A 19106-nucleotide genomic window follows, 5' to 3' on the forward strand; every position below is an offset into this window, starting at 1 on the left:
ACCGGTTCCCCGTTTATTCTGTACCAGGATCAAGGAGAAGCGAGTTGACCGCTGCCGACGCGGGGGTCTCCGCCGGTGGCGGGACCGCACCCGAAGCACCCCGGCCCCGCCGGTTCACCGTGGCGCCGTTCGTGCTGCCCATCGGGTTCGCCCAGATCGCGGTCTGGGAGTCCGCGCTGGTCGCGACGCTGCTGGCGGTGCACGACGTGCTGCCGGCGAAGCTCGTCGTGACCGTGCTGGCGCTGCTGGCGATCGCCTCCACGTCCGTCCGGTTCGCGGGACGGCACCTGGCGGGCTGGGCGCTGACCTGGGTGTCCTACCGGCTGCTGCAGCACGACGAACGCCGCCAGGCCGCCGACCCGCTGCGCGTGCTCGCCCACGACTTCCGGCTGCGGCAGCACGTCGACCGCGCCGGGAACCGGTTCGGGGTCGCCGGGGTCGGCGACGGCTGGACCACGGTGATCCGGTTGCGCGAGGGCGTGGAGCCGGACGTGGCGAAGGTGCTGGACCTGCTGCGCGCCGCGTGCGACAACCCGGAGATCCCGCTGGCCGGCGCCCAGCTGCTGGTGCGGACGAGCTTCGGCGAGCGGACGTACCTGGTCGCGGTGCGGTACCGGGCGAGCGAGGCGCCGCTGGCGGCGCTGGCCCGCGGCGGCGGTGAGGCGGGCGAGCTGCGGGCGACGACCCGCGCGGCGCTGGCGTTGATGGGCGCGCTCGCGAAGGCCGGGTACGGCAGCACGCTGCTGGAGGCCGGCGAGCTGGCGACGGAGCTGCGCGCCACCCTCGGCGCCGACACCCCGGCGCCGGTGACGGACGGCTGGCGGTCGTGGTCGGCGGGCGGGACCGCGCAGGCCGGGTTCGTCCCGCTGACGCGTGAGGACGTGCCCGTGCTGCTGACGTCGACGGCTCGCGGCGCGGCGCTGACGGTCGCTTCGTTCACGTTGCGCCGCAACCGCTTCGGGCGGCTCGTGGAGGAGGTCACGCTGCGGCTGGCGCGCTACGCCGGGACGCGGCGCCCGCCCCGGACCCGTGACCTGGACGTGCCGGTCGTGCCGCTGTACGGCAGGCACGCCGCCGCGGTGCGGCGCACGCTGCCGCTCGCGTTGCCGGGTTGAGTCACGCCATCAGCGGCGTCGGGTCGGCGAAGATGCCCGCCAGGACGCCGGTGCACGCCGCGACGGCCTGGACGTCCGGGCCGAACCTCGTCACGGTCACCAGGTCGGTGCCGGGCAGCGCGGTCGTCGCCGCGAAGGCGTGCAGCAGGGTCGCCAGGTGTTCCGGCGCGTCGGTGATGTTCTGGCCGCCGAGGACGACCTGGTCCGGGTTGACGACGTCACGCAGGATGGCGACCGCCCGGCCCATCGTCGCGGCGCGTTCGGCCAGCGCGCCCCGGTCGGTCTGGTCGTTGACGGTCGCTTCGAGGCAGCCGGTCCGGCCGCACGCGCAGCGCACGTCGCCGCCGACCGGCAGGTGCGCGACCGACCCGGCCTGGCCTGGGCCGCGGTGCAGCACGCCGTTGACGACGAGCGCCGCGCCGACGACCTGGCGGGCGTAGAAGTAGAGCAGGCTCGGGTACTGCTTGCCCTCGCCGAACAGCAGCTCGGCGTGCGCCATCGCGGGCACGTGGCCGTCGACGTGCACCGGCAGGCCCGTCCCGCGCGCCAGCACCGCCTGCGCGGGGGCGCGGTGCCAGCCGAGCCGGTCGTGCGTGATCAGGCCGCGGGCGATGTCGACCTGGCCGCCGGTGGCGAGCCCGAGCCCGACGACCCGCCGCTCCCGCCAGCGCCGCAGGAACGCGCGGACCTTCGCGGCGAGGAACGCCAGCCCGTCCTCGGCGCTGCCCCGCGGCGTCGGGATCTTCTCGCTGCCCACGAGCCGCCCGCGCAGGTCGACGATGCCGAACGTGGTGGTGCGGACGCCGATGTGCACCCCGCACGCGGCGAGCACGCTGTCGTCGATGTCGACCGGCACCCTGGGCCGTCCGACGGCGCCGGCGCGGGCGAGGTCCGGCGCGTCCCGCACCAGCCGGGCCTCGGCGAGCGCGGTGACCTGCCGGCTGACCGTCGGCATGCTCAGCGACGTGAGCTCGGCGATCGCGGCCCGCGACAGCGGGCCTTCCCGCCTGATCGCGCCGAGCACCGCGGCGGCGTTCGACACTGCGCACCCCCCAGGACTTCGTTCCACCGTGCACGAAAGTAGCCGACCACGTCAAAACCGCCCGGCATGCGGGACGGTGGCAGACTCCGGGGGGTGAGCACGCGCCCGTACGTCCTCGCCTCGGCGGCGGTTTCCCTGGACGGCTACCTCGACGACACCAGCGACCGGCGGCTCCTGCTGTCCAACGAGGAGGACTTCGCGCGGGTCGACGACGTGCGTGCCGGGGTGGACGCGATCCTGGTCGGGGCGGGCACGATCCGCACCGACAACCCGCGGCTGCTGGTGCGCTCCGGGCGCGGCAACCCGGCGAAGGTGACGATCACCGGGAGCGGCGACCTCGACCCGTCGGCGAACTTCTTCACGACCGGCGACGTCGAGAAGCTGGTGTACGCCCCGGCCGCGGCGGTGCCGAAGGTGCGGGAGCGGCTGGGCGCGGTGGCGACCGTGGTCGACGGCGGGGACCCGCTCGACCTGCGGCACGTGCTGGCGGACCTGGCCGGCCGCGGGATCGAGCGGCTGATGGTCGAGGGCGGCGGCGCGGTCCACACGATGTTCCTCACCGCGGGCGTGGTGGACGAACTGCAGCTGGCGATCGCGCCGGTGTTCGTGGGCGAGGCGGAGGCGCCGCGGTTCGTCGGGCCCGGCCGGTTCCCGCCGGGACGGCTGCAGCTGACCGAGACGCGCCGCATCGGGGACGTCGTGTTCATGCGGTACCACCTGGGGCAGGCGGCGCGGGACCACCGCAGGCTGCGGGAGGCGATCGAGCTGGCGGAGAAGTGCCCGCCGTCGACGACGTTCCGGGTCGGCGCGATCGTGGTGGACGCCGCCGACGAGGTGCTGGCCACCGGGTACTCGGGCGAGACCGACCCGCACGACCACGCGGAAGAGGTGGCGATCGCCAAGCTCGGCGACGCGGACGTCACGGGCGCGACGATCTACTCGTCGCTGGAGCCGTGCAGCTCGCGGGCGTCGCGGGCGGTGTCGTGCACGCGGCACATCCTGGACGCCGGCATCCCGCGGGTGGTGTTCGCCTGGCGCGAGCCGAACCTGTTCGTGGACTGCGTGGGAGCGGAAACCCTGCGCGCGGCGGGCCGCGAGGTGCGCGAACTGCCCGACCTGGCACCCCTCGTCAAGGCGACGAACGCGCACCTGCCCCTGGGGGACTAGATAGCGCACGGCAAGGTGAACAAGAGCCGATCGAGCTGCGGCACCGACTGCCGGAGGCGGTCCTTCCAGTGGCGGTGCCGCTGTCGGAGAACTTCCACATCTGCCGCTTTCGGCAACGGCAGCAGTCGCTCGGTCTCGGGCAGCAGGGCTGTGAAGTCAGGTTCTAGCGCCTGTGCGCCCGGACGCGGTCGCGGCCAGCAGCCTCTGGAACGCCGCCTGTTGCCAGGACTCGTTCGGGCTGCGGAGGCTCCCCCAGCACACGCCCGTGCACGCCACACGTCTGAAGGTGGCTGCCACGAGCCGGGTTCACCCCGCTCCCGGTACTCATTCGCGGCGAGGATGTCCGGGAGCACCATGACCGGGAGATCGGAAAGAAGGGGCGCGATGCTCTCCGGAGTGGCGTACGGACCGAGGTTGCGCGCAGTGATGTACGCACTCGTGAGCTCCGCATGGTCCTCGAGGTCAATGCTCCTGGAGTGGAACTCCTCGTCGTATTCCTTGGGTAGAGCACGGCTGGGATCGATTAGCGCGGCACCCACAACGTCACCCGCGTGCCGTGGCCTGGTTTGGAGTCGATTCGGCACCAGCCGCCGGCCTCGGTGAGGCGCGCTTTCATCGACGAGCTCACCCCGAAGCCCGCCGGGCGTGCGTCCTCGTCGTAGCCGACTCCGTGGTCCCGGATCACCACCGCGATTCCGCCCTCGTGCTCGGCGAGGCGCATCACGACCTCCCGGGTGCCCGCGTGCTTCAGCGTGTTCCGCAACGCCTCGCGCGCCGCGTCGCGGACCGCTGCTCGGCGGGCCTCCGTCAGGGTGTCGTCGGCCAGGTCGGACAGCGCCAGCTGCGCCCGCAGCCCCTCCCGCGCCATCTCAGTCGCCAACCCGGTCAGCTCCCCCGCGAGCCCCTGGCCGCCACCGCCCGGCGTGCCCAGCCCCCGCCGCAGCTCGGCCGCCTGCGCCCGCGCCTGCGCACGCACCCGGTCCAGCTCGGCGGCCGGATCCCCGCCCCGGTGCATCGCCATCGCTTCGAGCGCCTGCAGCACCGTGTCGTGCAGCGCCCGCTCCGTGCGTGCCCGCTCCCCGGCCACGCCGAGCCGCATCCCGATCGCCAGCGCCAAGCGCGTCGCCACCCCGAGCAGCACCAGCGTCCCGGCCGCCGTCACCACCGCGACCAGCATCGTCCCGGTCCCGCTGACCAGCGACGGCACCCACATCGACAGCTGCCCGCCGAGCGCGAGCGACCCCACCTGGAACGGCACCCCGAGCACCACCAGCGCGAGCCCGGCAGGCACGCCCCGGCACATCGTCCACAACCCGACCGTCCCGGTCAGGTTCAGGAACGGCACCCACGCCGCGGCCCAGTACAGCTCCGCCGGGGCCGTCGCGCTGACCGCCACGCCCGCCGCGACCGCGAACACCAGATCGGCCGCCAGCAGCAATCCCGTGGTGCGGCCGCTGCGGTCCGGCACGCGCAGCACCCACACCAGCGCGGTCAGGTTCGCCAGCACGCCCACCCAGGCGACCACCGTCGCCGAGAGCACGAAACCGTGCGCCGCCACCAGCCACACCCAAGCGATCGGCAGCACCCCGATCCGGTAGACCAGCGGCAGCAGCACCGCGTACCGGGTCGCGCGCACCATCAGCGAGGAGCGCGGCCCGTCGGTGCTGCTCGCCGCGACGGCGCCCATCCGCTTGAGCGCGGACACCGGCTCCGGATCGTCGATCTCCGCCGGCAGCTCGCCCGGCGTGGACGCCAGCACCCCCGCCCCCTTGCGCAGCAAGGTGAGCAGGAAGTTGCCAGCCATGCCCGTTCCTTCCTCCCCCGGACCCCAGTCATAGCAAGCCGGGGGAGGCCGGAACAAGGTTCAGCGGAGATCCATGCCGAGGTCGAGCGCGGGCGAGGAGTGGGTCAGCGCGCCGACCGCCAGGTAGTCCACGCCGGTCTCGGCGTAGGCCCGCGCGTTCGCCAGCTTCAGCCCGCCGGAGGCCTCCAGCCGCGTCTTCGGCGACACCTCGTCCTTGCGGCGCACGGCTTCCGCGCACTGCCCTGGCGTGAAGTTGTCCAGCAGGACCTCGTCGGCGCTCGCGGCCAGCGCCTCGTCGAGCTGGTCGAGCGTGTCGACCTCGACCTCGCACGGCAGCGCCGGCGCGTGCTCCCGGGCCGCCGCCAGCGCGGCGGTGACCGAACCGGCGGCCACCACGTGGTTGTCCTTGATCAGCACCGCGTCGCCGAGGCCCATCCGGTGGTTGACGCCGCCGCCGCAGCGCACCGCGTACTTCTCCAGCAGCCGCAGGCCGGGCAGCGTCTTCCGGGAGTCCCGGATCGCGCAGCCGGTGCCGTCCACAGCGGACACCCACGCGGCCGTCGCGGTCGCCACGCCGGAGAGGTGGCACAGCAGGTTCAGCGCCGTCCGCTCCGCGGTGAGCAGCCCGCGCACCGGTCCCCGCACGACGAGCGCGGGCTTGCCCGCCACGAGCCGGGTGCCGTCCTCGGCGCGGTCGAGCACCTCGTACCCGTCGCCGAGCACCGCGTCGAACACCAGCAGCGCCACCGGCACACCGGCGAGCGTCCCGTCCACGCGCGGGGTGATCTCCGCGACCGCGGTCGCCGACTCGGGCACCGTGGCGGCGGTGGTCGCGTCCGGTCCGTACCGCAAGTCCTCCGCCAGCGCGATCTCCACGACGCGGCGGGCGTCCTCCAGGTCCAGGTTCATGCCACTTCCTCCGTGCACACGGGGTCGGCCAGCACCGGCTGCCCCGACGGGTTGAGCCGGATCAGCTGACTGCGCTGCCACGTCACGTCGTCCCGGCCGGGGTGGTCGGCGCGGACGTGGCAGCCGCGCGATTCGGTGCGGCGCGCGGCCGCGGCCAGCAGCGCCTGCGCCACCAAGGTGAGCGACGCGTTCTCGACGTCCGCATGGGTCCGCAGTGGACCGTCCGAAGTCGACAGATCGAGGACCGCGCCGGCCACCGCCAGTCCGTCGGCGTCCCGCCCGATGGCCGCGTACCGGCTCATCGCGCGCTGCAGCGCGTCCCGCTCAGCCATCCGCACCCGCCCCCACGCGGGTGCCGACGCCTGCTTCGGGTCGGCCAGCAGGCCGGCGGCGAGGTCGGCGGCCACCGCCTCGGCGGCGGCGCGTCCGGTGACCAGGCCTTCCAGCAGGCTGTTGGACGCCAGCCGGTTCGCGCCGTGCAACCCGGTCCGCGCCACCTCGCCGGCCGCGTAGAGGCCGGCGACACCGGTGCGGCCGTCGGTGCCCGCGACGATCCCGCCGCACGCGAAGTGCGCCGCCGGGGTCACCGGGATCGGATCACGCGCCGGGTCGACGCCGATCGCCCGGCAGGCCGCGAAAACCGTCGGGAACCGCTTGGCGAACCCGGGCACGCCGGTCGCGTCGAGGAACACGTGGTCGTCGATCCCGCCGGGTGCCGAGGCGAGCCGCCGCGTGATCGCGCCGGAGACGACGTCGCGCGGCGCCAGGTCGCCAAGCGGGTGCACGCCCTGCATGACGGACGCCCCCGCGCCGTCGACGAGCACCGCGCCCTCGCCGCGCACGGCCTCGGTGACCAGCGGGCACCGGCCGCGGGCGCCCGGCGTGTACAGCACGGTCGGGTGGAACTGCACGAATTCCAGGTCCGCGGCCACCGCACCGGCCCGCAACCCGAGCGCGACACCGTCACCGGTGGCGATCTCCGGGTTCGACGTGGCCTGGTAGAGCTGCCCCATGCCGCCGGTGGCCAGCAGCACCGCGGGCGCGCGCAGCACACCCGGCCGCCCCTCCGGGTCGAGCACCGTCACCCCGGCCACGTCGCCCCGCGGCGTGCGCAACGCGTCGACCGCGATGTGCCGCTCCAGCACGGGCAGCCGACGGCCGGTCGCCTCGGCGACGAGCGTCCGCTCGACCTCGGCCCCGGTCGCGTCACCACCGGCGTGGATCACGCGGAACGCGCTGTGCCCGCCCTCACGGGTGCGGGCGAGCAGCCCGGAGGCGCCCGGGTCGAACCGCGCGCCCACCGACCGCAGCCACGACACGGCACGCGGGCCGTCGGCGAGGATCGCCGCGACCGCATCGGCATCGCACAGCCCGGCACCCGCGATCAACGTGTCGTCGACGTGCCGCGCGACGGAGTCGCCCTCGTCGTGCTGGTCCTCCATGACCACGGCGACGCCGCCCTGCGCCCAGCGGGTGTTGCCGTCCTCGACCGCCGCCTTCGTCACGACCAGCACCCGCAGGCCGAGCTCCTGCGCGCGGATCGCCGCGGTCAGCCCGGCGACGCCGGTGCCGAGCACGACCAGATCCGCGCGAGCCTCCCAGCAGGCGGTTTTCGTCTGTTCGTCGATAACCGGGCCGGTCATTCGCCGCCGCCGGGCTGCCCGATCTCGATCATCCGCTGCACCGAGGCGCGGGCCCTGGCAGCGATCTCCGGGTCGACGTGCACCTCGTCGGCGCCCTCGCGCAGCGCGCGCAGCAGGGCGGCCGGGGTGATCATCTTCATGTAGGCGCACGACGCCCGGTCGTTCACCGCGCGGAAGTCGATGCCCGGCGCGGCCTTGCGCAGCTGGTGCAGCATGCCCACCTCGGTGGCCACCAGCACCGACTTCGCCTTCGTCGCACGGGCCTCGTGCACCATGTCCCCAGTGGACAGGATCTTCACCTTGTCCGCGGGCACCGCGCCCTCGCCGGCCAGGTAGAGCGCCGAGGTGGCGCAACCGCACTCGGGGTGGATGAACAGGTCCGCGTCCGGGTGGTCGGCCGCGCGCTGGGCCAGCTCGGGACCGTTGATCCCGGCGTGCACGTGGCACTCGCCTGCCCAGATGTGCATGTTCTCGCGCCCGGTCTTGCGCTTGACGTGCGCGCCGAGGAACTGGTCCGGACCGAACAGGACCTCGCGATCGGCCGGGATCGAGGCCACCACGTCGACCGCGTTGGACGACGTGCAACAGATGTCCGTCTCCGCCTTGACCTCCGCGGTGGTGTTCACATAGGACACCACGACCGCGCCGGGGTGCTGCGCCTTCCACTCGCGCAGCTGGGCGCCGGTGATGGAGTCGGCGAGCGAGCAGCCGGCGCGGGCGTCGGGGATCAGCACCGTCTTGTCCGGCGACAGGATCTTCGCGGTCTCGGCCATGAAGTGCACGCCGCAGAACACGATGGTCGACGCGTCGCTGGCGGCGGCGATCCGCGACAGCGCGAGGGAGTCCCCCGTGTGGTCGGCGATGTCCTGGATCGCCGGAGCCTGGTAGTTGTGCGCCAGCAGCACGGCATCCCGCTCGCGCGCCAGCTTGCGCACCTCTTCCGCCCACGCCTCGTCCGGCTCCACGCCGCCGTACGGGGTCAGGTCCACAGTCGCTGCAGTCATCGGCCCTCCTGGACCAGTCGCTGGTTTTCGCCTTACAATCGAAAACCGTGCGAAGCCATATTAACAGCAGCGCCCCCCTGGCACACGAGGTTTTGGCGGCGGTATTGCAGGTGCGTTGCGCCACACTGCAGGTCCTGCTGTGGCGCCGGGCGCTGGATCCGCACGTCGGGCGGTGGTCGCTGCCCGGCGGGCGGCTGCGGCCGGACGAGGACGTGGAGACCTCGATCCGCCGCCAGCTCGCGGAGAAGGTCGATGTCCGGCAGCTGAGCCACGTCGAGCAGCTGGCGGTGTTCAGCGCACCGGACCGCGTGCCGGGGCCACGCGTGGTCGCCACGGCGTTCCTCGGGCTGGTCCCCTCGGACGTCGACCCCGAGGTCCCCGAGGACACGCGCTGGCACCCGGTGGACGACCTGCCGCGCACCGCGTTCGACCACCGCGACATCGTGCTGCGCGCCCGCGACCGCCTGCGCTCCAAGCTGTCCTACACCAACGTCGGCTTCGCGCTCGCGCCACGCGAGTTCACCATCTCGGCGCTGCGCGAGCTGTACTCGGCCGCGCTGGGTTACAAGGTCGACGCGACGAACCTGCAGCGTGTGCTGGCCCGGCGCGGCCTGCTCTCGCCCACCGGGCACACCGCCGCGCCGGGCCGGAGCGGGGGACGACCGGCCGCGTTGTTCTCCTTCACCGGGAAGGGCATCCAGGTCACCGACCCGTTCGCGGTGTTCCGCCCACCGCCCAAACGACGTTGAGCGAGAACCACCGGATCGACGTACCGTGTAGCCGTGGATGCGGAGCGGCAGGAAAGAACGACAGAGACCATCCCCCTGTTCCCTCTGCAGACCGTCCTGCTGCCCGGCGCGACGCTGCCGCTGCACCTGTTCGAGCCGCGCTACCGGCAGCTCGCGGTCGACCTGCTGACCGGCACGGTGCCGGACCGCCGGTTCGGGATCGTCGCGATCCGGAACTCCGCGGTGCGTGAGGTCGAGCACCTCGACCACGTCCACGGCATCGGCTGCACCGCGCTGCTCGGCGAGAGCGAGCGGCTGCCCGACGGCCGGTTCGACATCATCACCCGCGGCGAGCGCCGCTTCCGCGTGCTGGACATCGACAACAGCCGCGCGCCCTACCTGGTCGGCACCGTCGAATGGGTCGACGACGCCCCGCTGCCGCCTGCCGCCGGACGGGCGGTCGCCGGGCTGCGCGACGCGGCCCTGTCCGCGCACGCGGCGTACTGCGAGGCCGCCTGGCACCGCGACTCGTGGGCGGTGCCGGAATCGGAGACCGGGCCGGGCGCGCTGTCGTACCTGCTCGCCGCCGACTGCCTGCTGCCGCTGGCCGACCGGCAGCAGCTGCTCGAAGAGACCCAGCCGCTGCGCCGGCTGCGGATGGTCAGCCGGATGCTGCGGCGCGAGGCCGGCTTCCTGTCGAAGCTGCGCGCGGTGCCCGCTCCCCCACCCGAGCTGATCCAGCTCGGCCTGCCCGCCAGCCTGAACTGAGACGCTGGCCACAACGTTTCCGCAGGTGAGCGGGAACAACGATCTTCCTGGTACCGTTGGACCTTCGGCGCTGGCAACAGCCCCTGCCACCAGCCCGCCGGATCAAGGTGATTGATCCGAGCCCGGCGTGGCAACCCAGATACCGCAGCAAGAAAAACCAGATGGGCCCTTACGCGTGCCTGTCACCCTTGCTGGTGCCTGGAGCGCCAGCTGAGAAACGAAACGCATGGAAGGAGGCGGCACGCCATGAGCCGCGACGTGATCGACTGGCGTACTCGTGCCGCCTGCCGGGACGAGGACCCTGAGCTGTTCTTCCCCGTGTCCGAAATGGGCCCGGGCGCCCGGCAGGTCGCACGGGCCAAGGCGGTGTGCGCAAGCTGTCCGGTGCGCGCCGAATGCTTGGCCTACGCACTGGACTCCGGTCTCGACAACGGCATCTTCGGCGGCACCACCGAGCAGGAGCGGCGCAGCCTGATCCGCTCCCGCCGGCGCGCCGAGGCGGCCTGAGACAAGCCGAACGGCCGGGACCCCGAGCACGGGGTTCCGGCCGTTTCGCGTTTCCAGGAAGTGTCCGGTAAGTCATCGGAGCCAGAGGATGGTGGCGGCCAGCCAGCCGGGTCGCGGAACTGTTTGAGCCGGTTGAAACAGCGTTCGACCACGTTGCGCCGCTTGCAGGCCTCAGAGTCGAAGGCGGGAGCGGCAGCAGTTGCGGATCGCCACCGGCCTGGCCTCCAGTGAGCAGCACCGCAGCGGCAGCCCCGTCGACCGCGAGCGCCTCGACGCCGGGCGCAGCCCCTTTTTGCCAGGCGCCAGCAGCACGCAGGTGCGCCCGTACCACGCCGCCACCGCCGACCCCGACCCGGCACCGGCAGCAACGCCTCGATCCGCGCCCACGCCCGGACCACAGCTGGATCGACTACAGGACAGGACCTAGCCCAGCCTGCGACCGAGGTCGTCGCGGCCGTTCCAGCCGGCGAGCAGGCCGTAGGCCAGCGCGGTGCCCAGCGGCTGGGCCACCAGGACCCACAACGACTCGATGCGCGGCGCCCGCTCGATCACGTCGCCGACCGCCGGCGTGGTCGTGACCGCGTAGGCGCTGTTGGCGAAGGCCACACCCATCTGGACGCCGAGCCAGGCGGCGAGCAGGCCGCCGAGCACCGCGGCGATCAGCACGACGGGCCCGCGCCGCTCGCGCAGCATCCACACCGCGGCCCCGGTGACGACACCCAGGCCGAGGCCCAGCAACGCGTAGATCGCGAGGTCGTCGAAGCGGTGCCAGCTCTCCAGCTGCAGCGGGATCAGCTGGCCGCCGTCGAACACGCGCACCCGTTCGGGCGGGGCGAGCAGCGACCAGAGCCAGCCGAGCGGGATGCCGAGCACGCCGATCAGCGACAGCAGGCTGACCGCGGGCAGCAGGTCGGCCTTCACGACCACCCGCGGCTGGGGTGGCCGCCGGTGGAACAGCACAGCGGACAGCTCCGGGCCGGGTGCTCCCGGCCTGGCCTGCACCGGCGACGAGTCGGCCACCGCACCTCTTTCCGTTGCCGCTTGATCCGCCGCACCGAGATTAGCCGGTCACCCCACCCGTGTACGCACCGTGTCGGCCGCGTCGCCGATCCAGCCGCCGGGTTCACCCGGAGAACGTGGGTCAGGACTGGGCGTTCAGGCCTTTTTCGAACCGTTCGGCGTCGAAGTCGCCGCCGAACCACGGCGACAGCCCGGCGCGCGCGGCCTCCAGGAAGGCGTCGCGGTCCAGCCCGCCCGCACCCTCGGCGAGGGCGCCGAGCAGGGGCGATCCGGCGGCCACCGGCAGGTCGGACACGTTGCACAGGGCGGCCAGGTCCGGCTGCGCGGGCCAGGACCCGATCACGACACCGAGCACGTTGAGACCACGCGCGGTCGCGACCTCGGCTGTGAGGGCCGTCGCGTTGAGGGTGCCGAGCCCGGCCTCGGCGACCACCAGCAGCGGCGCGGACAGCGACCACGCGACGTCGGCGAGGGTGCCGCCGTCGGCGTCGAAGCGCACCAGCAGTCCTCCGGCACCCTCGACCAGCACGAGGTCGTGCGTCTCGGCCAGCTCGCTCGCCGCGCCCGCGGCCTCGGCGGGCCCGACCGGCGCGATGCCGCTGCGCCGGGCCGCGGCCTCCGGGGCGAGCGGGTCGGGGTAACGGCGCAGCTCGCGGGCGGTGACCTCCCCGGCCAGGCGGGTCACCTCGTCGATGTCGCCGGGCTCGCCGGGGGCGACCCCGGTCTGCGCGGGTTTCAGCACGGCCACCCGGCGGCCCTCGGCGCGCGCGAGCGCGGCGAGGGCCGCGGTCACCGCGGTCTTGCCGACGCCGGTTCCGGTCCCGGTCACCACCAGCACGCTCACGGGATCCGACATTAATACCGGCGCCGGCCGGCCGGCTTTCCGGTGTGTGGCTACCCGGTGACCATCGGGTTGCTCTCCTCGGTCCCGTTCACGACGCCGTCGACGCTGTCGGCCGAGACGAAGGCGTTCGCCTTCGGGTCGTACAGGTGCACCCGGGCGGCGCCGACCTCGAAGTACATCCCCACCAGGTCGACCTCGCCGCGGGCCTCGGCGGCCGCGACCGTCGGGTACTCCCGCAGCCGGTCCAGCTGCTGCAGGATGTTGTGCAGCGCCAGCTGGTCGGCCTCGGACGCGGGCAGTGAGTCGCCGATCCGGATCGGCGCGTGCGTCTTCGCCCGCTCCACGCTCGGCTCGGCGTGCCGGAGCCAGGACTCCAGCGCGGGCGCGCCCGCCGGCACGCCACCGAGCAGCGCCTTCATCGCGCCGCACGACGAGTGCCCGCACACCACGATCTCGCGCACCTTGAGCACCCCGACCGCGAACTCGACCGCGGCGCCGATGGACGCGTCCGAACCCGCCGCGCACGTCTCATGGTCCGGCACCAGGTTGCCGATGTTGCGCACAGTGAACAGGTCGCCCGGCCCGCTGCTGGTGATCAGGTTCGGCACGATCCGCGCGTCGCCGCAGGTGATGAACAGCGTCTCCGGGTTCTGCGTGTCGGCCAGCTTGCCCAGGATCGGGCGGACCAGCTCCGAGGTGCGCCGCTCGAACTCGACCATGCCGCGCCGCATCGAACTCTCCCGCGGCTGCCGCTGCTCCGGGACCTCGACCGGCTCCTCCTGCTGAGCCTGCTGCCAGTCGGACCAGGGGGCGAACCAGCGCGGCGCGATCCGCTGGGCCTTGGCCTTGTGCACGGTCGGCTCGCCTGCTTTGCCCCGCTCGAACCAGGGGTGCCCGATCTCGTCCACGATCACCTGGCCGCCGGCCTCCTCGTGGGAGTGCTGCCAGGCCGAGAGCGTGTCGAACGCCGCGTGGTCGAGGTAGTCCACGACGAGTTCGAGGGTCACCGTCGCGCCGCGCGGGATGGTGCCCAGTACCGAGGTCAGGCGCGGGATCGAGAGCGCGGACAACGCCCCCTCGACGACGACGCGCCACTTGTCGCCGTCGCGTTCGGCGTGGATGCCGGACCACAGCAGGCGGCGGAGCATGATCAGCGCGGCCGCGGCGACGCCGATCAGCACACCGGTGAGCAGGTCGATGGCCACGACGCCGAGCAGCGTGATCAGGTAGACCGGCAGGTCACCGTGCCGCAGCACCTGCTTGATGTGGTTGAGGTTGACCAGCTTCGCGCCCACGTGCACCAGCAGGCCGGCGAGCGCGGCCAGCGGGATGTTGCGCAGCAGCCCGGCGAGCACGGCGACGAACAGCAGCACCCAAACGCCGTGCAGGACGGCGGAAACGCGGGTGCGGGCGCCGGTCTGCACGTTGGTCGAACTCCGCACGATCACGCCGGTGACCGGCAGGCCGCCGAGCGCGCCCGAGGTCATGTTGGCCGCGCCCTGGCCGAGCAGTTCGCGGTTGAGGTTCGCGCGCGGGCCGGTGTGCATCTTGTCGACGGCGACCGCGGAGAGCAGGCTCTCGACGCTCGCGACCAGCGCGATGGTGACGACGGCGACGCCGAAGTCGAACCAGCCGGTGTCCGGGAAGTCCGGCGCGAAGCTGATGTCGAGCACGTTCGCCGGGATGTCGACGCGCGGCACCTCCAGGCCGGCGACCAGCGAGAACACGGTGACCGCGACGATCGCGGCGAGCGGACCGGGCACCTTCCGCACCGCGGCGGGGAGCTTGCCCCACACGAGCAGGATGCCGATGGTGATCAGGCCGATCAGGGTGGCGGGGCCGTGCGGGTCGAGGATCTGCGCCGGCAGCTGGAGCAGGTTGTCGATCGGCGAACTCTGCGCGCTGCCGCCCAGCACGATGTGCAGCTGGGCCAGCACGATCGTGACCCCGATGCCGGCCAGCATGCCGTGCACGATGGCCGGGGACAGGGCCAGCGCGGCGCGCGCGATCCGGCTCAGGCCGAGCAGGATCTGCAGCGCGCCCGCCAGGACGGTGATGGCGCAGGTGGCGGCCCAGCCGAACTCGTTGATGGTCTCCGCCATGATCACCGTCAGGCCCGCGGCGGGGCCGCTGACCTGCAGCGGCGCGCCGCCGAGCGCGCCGGCCACGATGCCGCCGACGATCGCGGCGATCAGCCCGGCGACGATCGGCGCCCCGGAGGCCAGCGCGATGCCCAGCGACAGCGGGATCGCGACGAGGAAGACGACCAGCGAGGCCGGCACGTCGTGGCGGAGGTTGTCCAGCGCGGACCGCCACGAGCGGGGCGGAGCGTGCTCACGCTCCTGAGCAGAGTTGTCAATCATTCACGCCTCCGGTGCGGAAGTGCCCGAACTTGGGGATGAACCGAGGAAGACCGGCCCCAGTGACGGCCTGTAGCACCAGAGATACCGAAAAACGCCCGGGATGTCCGGTATGCAAAGAAATTCTCACGTTTTGTTCACAAAGGGTCATGACTGATGAGTAACGGCGTATTGGCGTCAGGCCATCAGTGTGCGTGACACAGGTCACCGAGCAGCCTGATGATCGACACGAAACGTGACTGAGGGTGCACGACGGCGGGCTGAGTGTCCCCGGTCACACTGGATTGGGTGAATTATTCACGGCGGCAGGTATTAGCGCTTCAGACCACCCTCGCGACTGGTCCCCAGCCGCGCTCGAGGGCGTGCGCGGCTGGGGACCGGACCAGGGTGCGGCGGACGTGGGATGACCGCGGGTGAGCGCACGGCTCGGTGCGGCACGTCCGGGGTCCCCCGTCCCCGTGAGCCGGCCCTACCCGGAGACTGCCGCCGCGAGACCGACCACGGCACCCTCGACCACCGCCTCGGCGGCCCCCACCGGCGCGACACATCCCGAGCCCCGTCCCCGCGAGCCGGCCCCACCCGGACAACTGCCGCCGCGAGACCGACCACCGCACCCTCGACCACCGCCTCGGCAGCCCCCACCCGGCGCGGCACATCCCGGGTTCCCCCGTCCCCGCGAGCCGGCCCTAGCCGGAGAACTGCCGGCGCGAGACCTCCGCGTGCGCCATGCGCCGCAAAGCTGCGAACAACGCATCGCCGAGAACCGTGCCGACCACCGCACCCTCGACCACCGCCTCGGTGGCGCCCAGCCGGGCCACCGCCGACACATCCCTCTCGGCGACCGAGGCCGCCGCCTCGGCGTAGCCGTCGAGTTCGTCCAGCACCCACTCGTGCCCGACCTCCCGGAGCGCGCACAGCACACCCACCAGCGACTCGACCACCGGCGATCCGGCGTGCACCTCCCAGCCCCGCCGCCGAGCCACCTCCTCGATGCGGCTCAGCGCCCAGGCGCGGTCGTCGGCCGTCACCTCCGGCTTCGCCACCGGCAGGCCGTGCTGAGCCAGGCCGAGGATGTCGTGCGTCGACGTGGTCGGGTCGTCGATCGCGCTCAGCACCTCGCCGACCGCGGCCACCGACAGGCCGCCGATCTCCAGCAGGGCACGCACCAGCTTCAGCCGGCGCACGTGCGCGGGCCCGTAGCGGGCCTGGTTGGGGTTGGTCAGCTCGCCGGGCGGGAGCAGGCCTTCGCGCTGGTAGTACTTGATCGTCGCGACCGGGACGCCCGACTCCCGGCTCAGCTCCGCCATGCGCATCCGGCGTTCCTCCCTCTGGACACAACCTCATGGGTAGAGTAGCTTTCCATTTCAGATAGTACAGCTATCCGTTCTGGAGGCGATGAGGATGACCACCCTGTCACTGCGCTCGTCCACCACCCGGCGGGCCGTGCTGCACTATGCCGAAATGTGGATCGCCATGGGCCTGGGCATGGCGGTCCTCGGACCGCTCGTCCGGCTGGGTTTCGACGCGGCGGGCTGGTCGGCGGTCCTGGACCGCACCGACTGGCGGGCGATGATCATGGCGACCGAGATGGCCCTGCCGATGGCCGCGTGGATGCGGTTCCGGCGGCACAGCCGGCGCTCGGTGCTCGAGATGACCGTGTGGATGTACGTGCCGTTCGCGGTGCTGCTCGTGCCGTACTGGGCCGGCGTGATCTCCGGCGGCGCGCTGATGGGCATCGGTCACGGCCTGATGGGCGTGGCCATGGCGGTGGTCGTCTACCGGCACCGCCACGACCACCACTGACGCTTCAGCGGACCACCACCGGCAACGTGTTTAGGCCGTGCACGAGCGTGCTCTCCCGCCAGCGGAGCTCGCCCGGGTCGCCGTCGAGCTCGATCACCGGGAAGCGCTCGAGCAGGCGGCCGAGGGCGACCTCCGCTTCGAGCCGGGCGAGCGGCGCCCCGACGCAGTAGTGGATGCCGTGGCCGAAGGCCAGGTGACCACCGGCCGGGCGGGTGACGTCCAAGCGGTCCGGCTCCGGGAACCGCTCGCCGTCGCGGTTGGCGCCCACCAGTGAGACCATCACGAACTCGTTCGCCGGGATCTCGACGTCGCCGATCGGCACCGGTTCCACCGTGAACCGCAGGGTCGCGATGTTGATCGGCCCCTCGAACCGCAGGAACTCCTCGACGGCGCCGGGCAGCAGCGACGGGTCGGCCCGGAGAGCCGCCATCTGGTCCGGGTGCCGCAGCAACGCCAGCACGCTGTTGCCGATCAGGTTGACCGTCGTCTCGTGCCCGGCGACGAGCAGCAGGAACGCCATCGCCACCAGCTCTTCCGGCGACAGCTGGTCACCCTCGTCCGACACGTGCACCAGGTCGGACAGCAGGTCCTGGGTCGGCGCCGCGCGCTTGGCCGCGACCAGCGCGGTGAGGTAGCCGGCCATCGAGCGGGCCGCGTCGTGGAAGTCGTCCGCCGGCCCGGAGTTGAGCAGCGTGTTCGACCACTCGCGGAAGTCGCCGCGCTCCTCCTCCGGGATGCCGAGCAGCTCGCAGATCACCGTGATCGGCAGCGGGTAGGCGAACGCGTCCAGCAGGTCCACCCGGCCGCGCGCGGCCACGGCGTCCAGCAGCTCGTCGGTGATCTGCTCGATGCGCGGCCGCAGGGCGGCGACGGTGCGCGCGGTGAAGGCCTTGTTGACCAGCTTGCGCAGCCGCGTGTGGTCCGGCGGGTCGCTGTTGAGCATGTGGTGGCGCAGCAGGCTGCCCGACGGGTCGTCGCCGCCCGTCCCCCCGGTCGCCGTCAGGCGCATCTGGAACAGCTCCTGCGCCCGGTTGGCGTCCTTGCTCAGCCGCGGGTCCGCGAGCAGCGCCTTGGCCTCCGCGTACCCCGAGACCAGCCAGACCCGCAACCCGCGGGGCATGATCGCGGGCCGGACCGGGCCCTCCTCGCGCAACGCGCGGTAGAGGGCGTGCGGGTCCTGGATGATGTCGTCGTCGAGCTCGATCGGTTCGTCCACCACGCGCATTTCGTGGTCCTCCCAGTGGCGTTCGTGCTCCGGCAAGTCGTCAACGGGCAGCGGGCGCGATTGGTGCCCGGCTCACCGGGCGGCGAGCGCGTCGGCGACCCGGTCCACCACCCCCTTCCAGTGCTCCCGCTGCGCGGCGCGCTCCTCGGCGTCGGCCAGCCATTCCTGGTGGAAGCGCACGACCGTCCGATCGCCCGACGGCGAAACCGTCACCTGCACCGTCGAGTCGTGGTCCCAGTCCTTCGGCCGCCAGGTCAGCCGGATGCGGTCCAGCTCGCGGTAACTGCGGACCTCGCCGGTCGTGCCGCCGGCCGTCTCGTAGCGCTCCCCCTTGCCACCGGGGACGACGGCGCCGAGCCAGATCTCGGCGCCGGCCGTGCTGGTCAGGAACTCCCAGACGGCGGCGGCCGGGTACGGCAGCGTCCGGGAGACGCCGACCTGCCAGCCCGCGTCGGCGGTCCGGCCCACTTCCTTGGTCATGGGCTCATGATGGCAGGAGGCACCGAAAGTTCCGGCCCGGTCATGGGGCACGATGGGAGATCGTGCGGTATCGCCCCATCACCTTCGAACGCCTCGCCGGGGAACTGGCCGAGCGGGTGCTCGTGCTGGACGCGCCGTGGGTGCGGATCGCCGTGGACGGCCCGTCGGGCACCGCGGCACTCGCCGACGCGCTGGTCGACCCGCTGCGGCTCGGCGGCCGCGCGGTGCAGCGCGTGTCCACTGTGGACTTCCTGCGGCCCGCGTCGCTGCGCTTCGAGTACGGCAGGGAGAACCCGGAATCCCGCTACTGGTCCTGGCTGGACGAAAGCGCGTTGCGCCGCGAGGTGCTGGACCCGTTGGGGCGCAACGGAAGCGGCGAGGTGCTGCCCGCGCTGTGGGACGCGGCTCGCGACCGCGCCACCCGCTCCGCGCGGGTGCCGCTGCCCGCGCCGGGCGTGCTGGTCGTGGACGGTGAGATGTTGCTCGGGCGTGGCCTGCCGTTCGAGCTGACCGTGCACCTGCAGCTGTCCCCGGGAGCGTTGCGGCGCCGCCTGCCCGAAGACGAGCAGTGGGCGCTGCCCGCGTTCGAGCGGTACGAGGAAGAAGTGCGGCCCGCGGAGATCGCCGACGTGGTGGTGCGCGCCGACGACCCGCGGCACCCGGCGGTGCTGGAGCGGGCCGCGTGAC

At 73.0% G+C, this 19106-nt stretch carries 18 protein-coding genes; 7 read left to right on the forward strand and 11 right to left on the reverse strand.

What is annotated here, in order from left to right:
• The first annotated feature begins 44 nt into the window (after nucleotides 1-44).
• Nucleotides 45-1115 (forward strand): type VII secretion protein EccE, encoded by a 1071-nt coding sequence (locus AMY39116_RS0332815; protein WP_020421840.1) that lies wholly within the window; start codon nucleotides 45-47, stop codon nucleotides 1113-1115.
• Nucleotide 1116: 1 nt separating this feature from the next.
• On the opposite strand, the gene AMY39116_RS0332820 is transcribed toward AMY39116_RS0332815, so the two are convergent.
• The gene (locus AMY39116_RS0332820) at nucleotides 1117-2157 is read right to left on the reverse strand and encodes an ROK family transcriptional regulator (protein ID WP_020421841.1); all 1041 of its coding nucleotides are present in this window, start codon (nucleotides 2155-2157) and stop codon (nucleotides 1117-1119) included.
• Nucleotides 2158-2250: 93 nt separating this feature from the next.
• On the opposite strand from AMY39116_RS0332820, the gene AMY39116_RS0332825 reads away from it, so the two are divergent.
• Nucleotides 2251-3324, forward strand: a complete 1074-nt coding sequence (locus AMY39116_RS0332825) for a dihydrofolate reductase family protein (RefSeq protein WP_020421842.1) — start codon at nucleotides 2251-2253, stop codon at nucleotides 3322-3324.
• A 523-nt stretch (nucleotides 3325-3847) separates the two neighbouring features.
• On the opposite strand, the gene AMY39116_RS0332830 is transcribed toward AMY39116_RS0332825, so the two are convergent.
• Genes AMY39116_RS0332830 through nadA form a run of 4 tightly spaced genes read right to left on the reverse strand, consistent with a single transcriptional unit; the run spans nucleotide 3848 to nucleotide 8684 of the window.
• Nucleotides 3848-5128: a sensor histidine kinase gene (locus AMY39116_RS0332830; protein WP_020421843.1), complete on the reverse strand. Its 1281-nt coding sequence runs from the start codon at nucleotides 5126-5128 to the stop codon at nucleotides 3848-3850.
• 60 nt (nucleotides 5129-5188) lie between these two features.
• Nucleotides 5189-6037 (reverse strand): carboxylating nicotinate-nucleotide diphosphorylase, encoded by an 849-nt coding sequence (nadC, locus tag AMY39116_RS0332835; protein WP_020421844.1) that lies wholly within the window; start codon nucleotides 6035-6037, stop codon nucleotides 5189-5191.
• On the reverse strand, nucleotides 6034-7680 hold the full coding sequence (locus tag AMY39116_RS0332840) for an L-aspartate oxidase (RefSeq protein WP_020421845.1): 1647 nt from the start codon (nucleotides 7678-7680) through the stop codon (nucleotides 6034-6036). The genes nadC and AMY39116_RS0332840 overlap by 4 nt, the downstream gene beginning before the upstream one ends.
• Entirely contained in the window at nucleotides 7677-8684 is a 1008-nt protein-coding gene (gene nadA / locus AMY39116_RS0332845; RefSeq protein ID WP_027936432.1) for a quinolinate synthase NadA, read from the reverse strand. Before nadA ends, AMY39116_RS0332840 begins: the two co-directional genes overlap by 4 nt.
• Before the next feature lie 110 nt (nucleotides 8685-8794).
• Here nadA and AMY39116_RS0332850 point away from each other — a divergent pair, with 110 nt between their 5' ends.
• The 3 genes from AMY39116_RS0332850 to AMY39116_RS0332860 all read left to right on the forward strand — a co-directional run bounded on the left by AMY39116_RS0332850 (nucleotide 8795) and on the right by AMY39116_RS0332860 (nucleotide 10687).
• Nucleotides 8795-9433, forward strand: a complete 639-nt coding sequence (locus AMY39116_RS0332850) for an NUDIX domain-containing protein (protein ID WP_027934805.1) — start codon at nucleotides 8795-8797, stop codon at nucleotides 9431-9433.
• A gap of 33 nt (nucleotides 9434-9466) precedes the next feature.
• A complete protein-coding gene (locus AMY39116_RS0332855) occupies nucleotides 9467-10180 on the forward strand; it encodes an LON peptidase substrate-binding domain-containing protein (protein ID WP_020421848.1) in 714 nt (237 codons plus the stop codon).
• 246 nt (nucleotides 10181-10426) lie between these two features.
• Nucleotides 10427-10687 carry a WhiB family transcriptional regulator gene (locus AMY39116_RS0332860; protein WP_017984038.1) on the forward strand — a complete coding sequence of 87 codons (261 nt, stop codon included), beginning with the start codon at nucleotides 10427-10429 and terminating at the stop codon, nucleotides 10685-10687.
• Between the two features lie 423 nt (nucleotides 10688-11110).
• Here AMY39116_RS0332860 and AMY39116_RS0332865 read toward each other — a convergent pair whose 3' ends face one another.
• From AMY39116_RS0332865 to AMY39116_RS0332880, 4 genes are all read right to left on the reverse strand, one after another.
• Nucleotides 11111-11707 carry a DUF2567 domain-containing protein gene (locus tag AMY39116_RS0332865; protein WP_020421849.1) on the reverse strand — a complete coding sequence of 199 codons (597 nt, stop codon included), beginning with the start codon at nucleotides 11705-11707 and terminating at the stop codon, nucleotides 11111-11113.
• Between the two features lie 121 nt (nucleotides 11708-11828).
• Nucleotides 11829-12563, reverse strand: coding sequence for a dethiobiotin synthase (bioD, locus tag AMY39116_RS0332870; protein WP_020421850.1), 735 nt, complete (start codon nucleotides 12561-12563; stop codon nucleotides 11829-11831).
• Between the two features lie 38 nt (nucleotides 12564-12601).
• Nucleotides 12602-14914: a bifunctional SulP family inorganic anion transporter/carbonic anhydrase gene (locus AMY39116_RS0332875; RefSeq protein WP_020421851.1), complete on the reverse strand. Its 2313-nt coding sequence runs from the start codon at nucleotides 14912-14914 to the stop codon at nucleotides 12602-12604.
• Nucleotides 14915-15597: 683 nt separating this feature from the next.
• Nucleotides 15598-16224 (reverse strand): MerR family transcriptional regulator, encoded by a 627-nt coding sequence (locus AMY39116_RS0332880; protein ID WP_020421852.1) that lies wholly within the window; start codon nucleotides 16222-16224, stop codon nucleotides 15598-15600.
• Nucleotides 16225-16312: 88 nt separating this feature from the next.
• Here AMY39116_RS0332880 and AMY39116_RS0332885 point away from each other — a divergent pair, with 88 nt between their 5' ends.
• Nucleotides 16313-16714 carry a hypothetical protein gene (locus AMY39116_RS0332885; RefSeq protein ID WP_020421853.1) on the forward strand — a complete coding sequence of 134 codons (402 nt, stop codon included), beginning with the start codon at nucleotides 16313-16315 and terminating at the stop codon, nucleotides 16712-16714.
• A gap of 4 nt (nucleotides 16715-16718) precedes the next feature.
• Here the strand turns inward: AMY39116_RS0332885 and AMY39116_RS0332890 are convergent, their stop codons facing one another.
• Both AMY39116_RS0332890 and AMY39116_RS0332895 read right to left on the reverse strand, forming a co-directional pair.
• Nucleotides 16719-17939: a cytochrome P450 gene (locus AMY39116_RS0332890; RefSeq protein WP_020421854.1), complete on the reverse strand. Its 1221-nt coding sequence runs from the start codon at nucleotides 17937-17939 to the stop codon at nucleotides 16719-16721.
• Nucleotides 17940-18011: 72 nt separating this feature from the next.
• Complete coding sequence (locus tag AMY39116_RS0332895; protein ID WP_020421855.1) at nucleotides 18012-18419, reverse strand: SRPBCC domain-containing protein; 408 nt, start codon at nucleotides 18417-18419, stop codon at nucleotides 18012-18014.
• A gap of 62 nt (nucleotides 18420-18481) precedes the next feature.
• Here AMY39116_RS0332895 and AMY39116_RS0332900 point away from each other — a divergent pair, with 62 nt between their 5' ends.
• Entirely contained in the window at nucleotides 18482-19105 is a 624-nt protein-coding gene (locus tag AMY39116_RS0332900) for a uridine kinase (RefSeq protein ID WP_020421856.1), read from the forward strand.
• Nucleotide 19106 lies beyond the last annotated feature (1 nt).

The sequence above is a fragment of the Amycolatopsis sp. ATCC 39116 genome, from assembly GCF_000231075.2.
Classification (GTDB): Bacteria; Actinomycetota; Actinomycetes; order Mycobacteriales; family Pseudonocardiaceae; genus Amycolatopsis_E; species Amycolatopsis_E tucumanensis.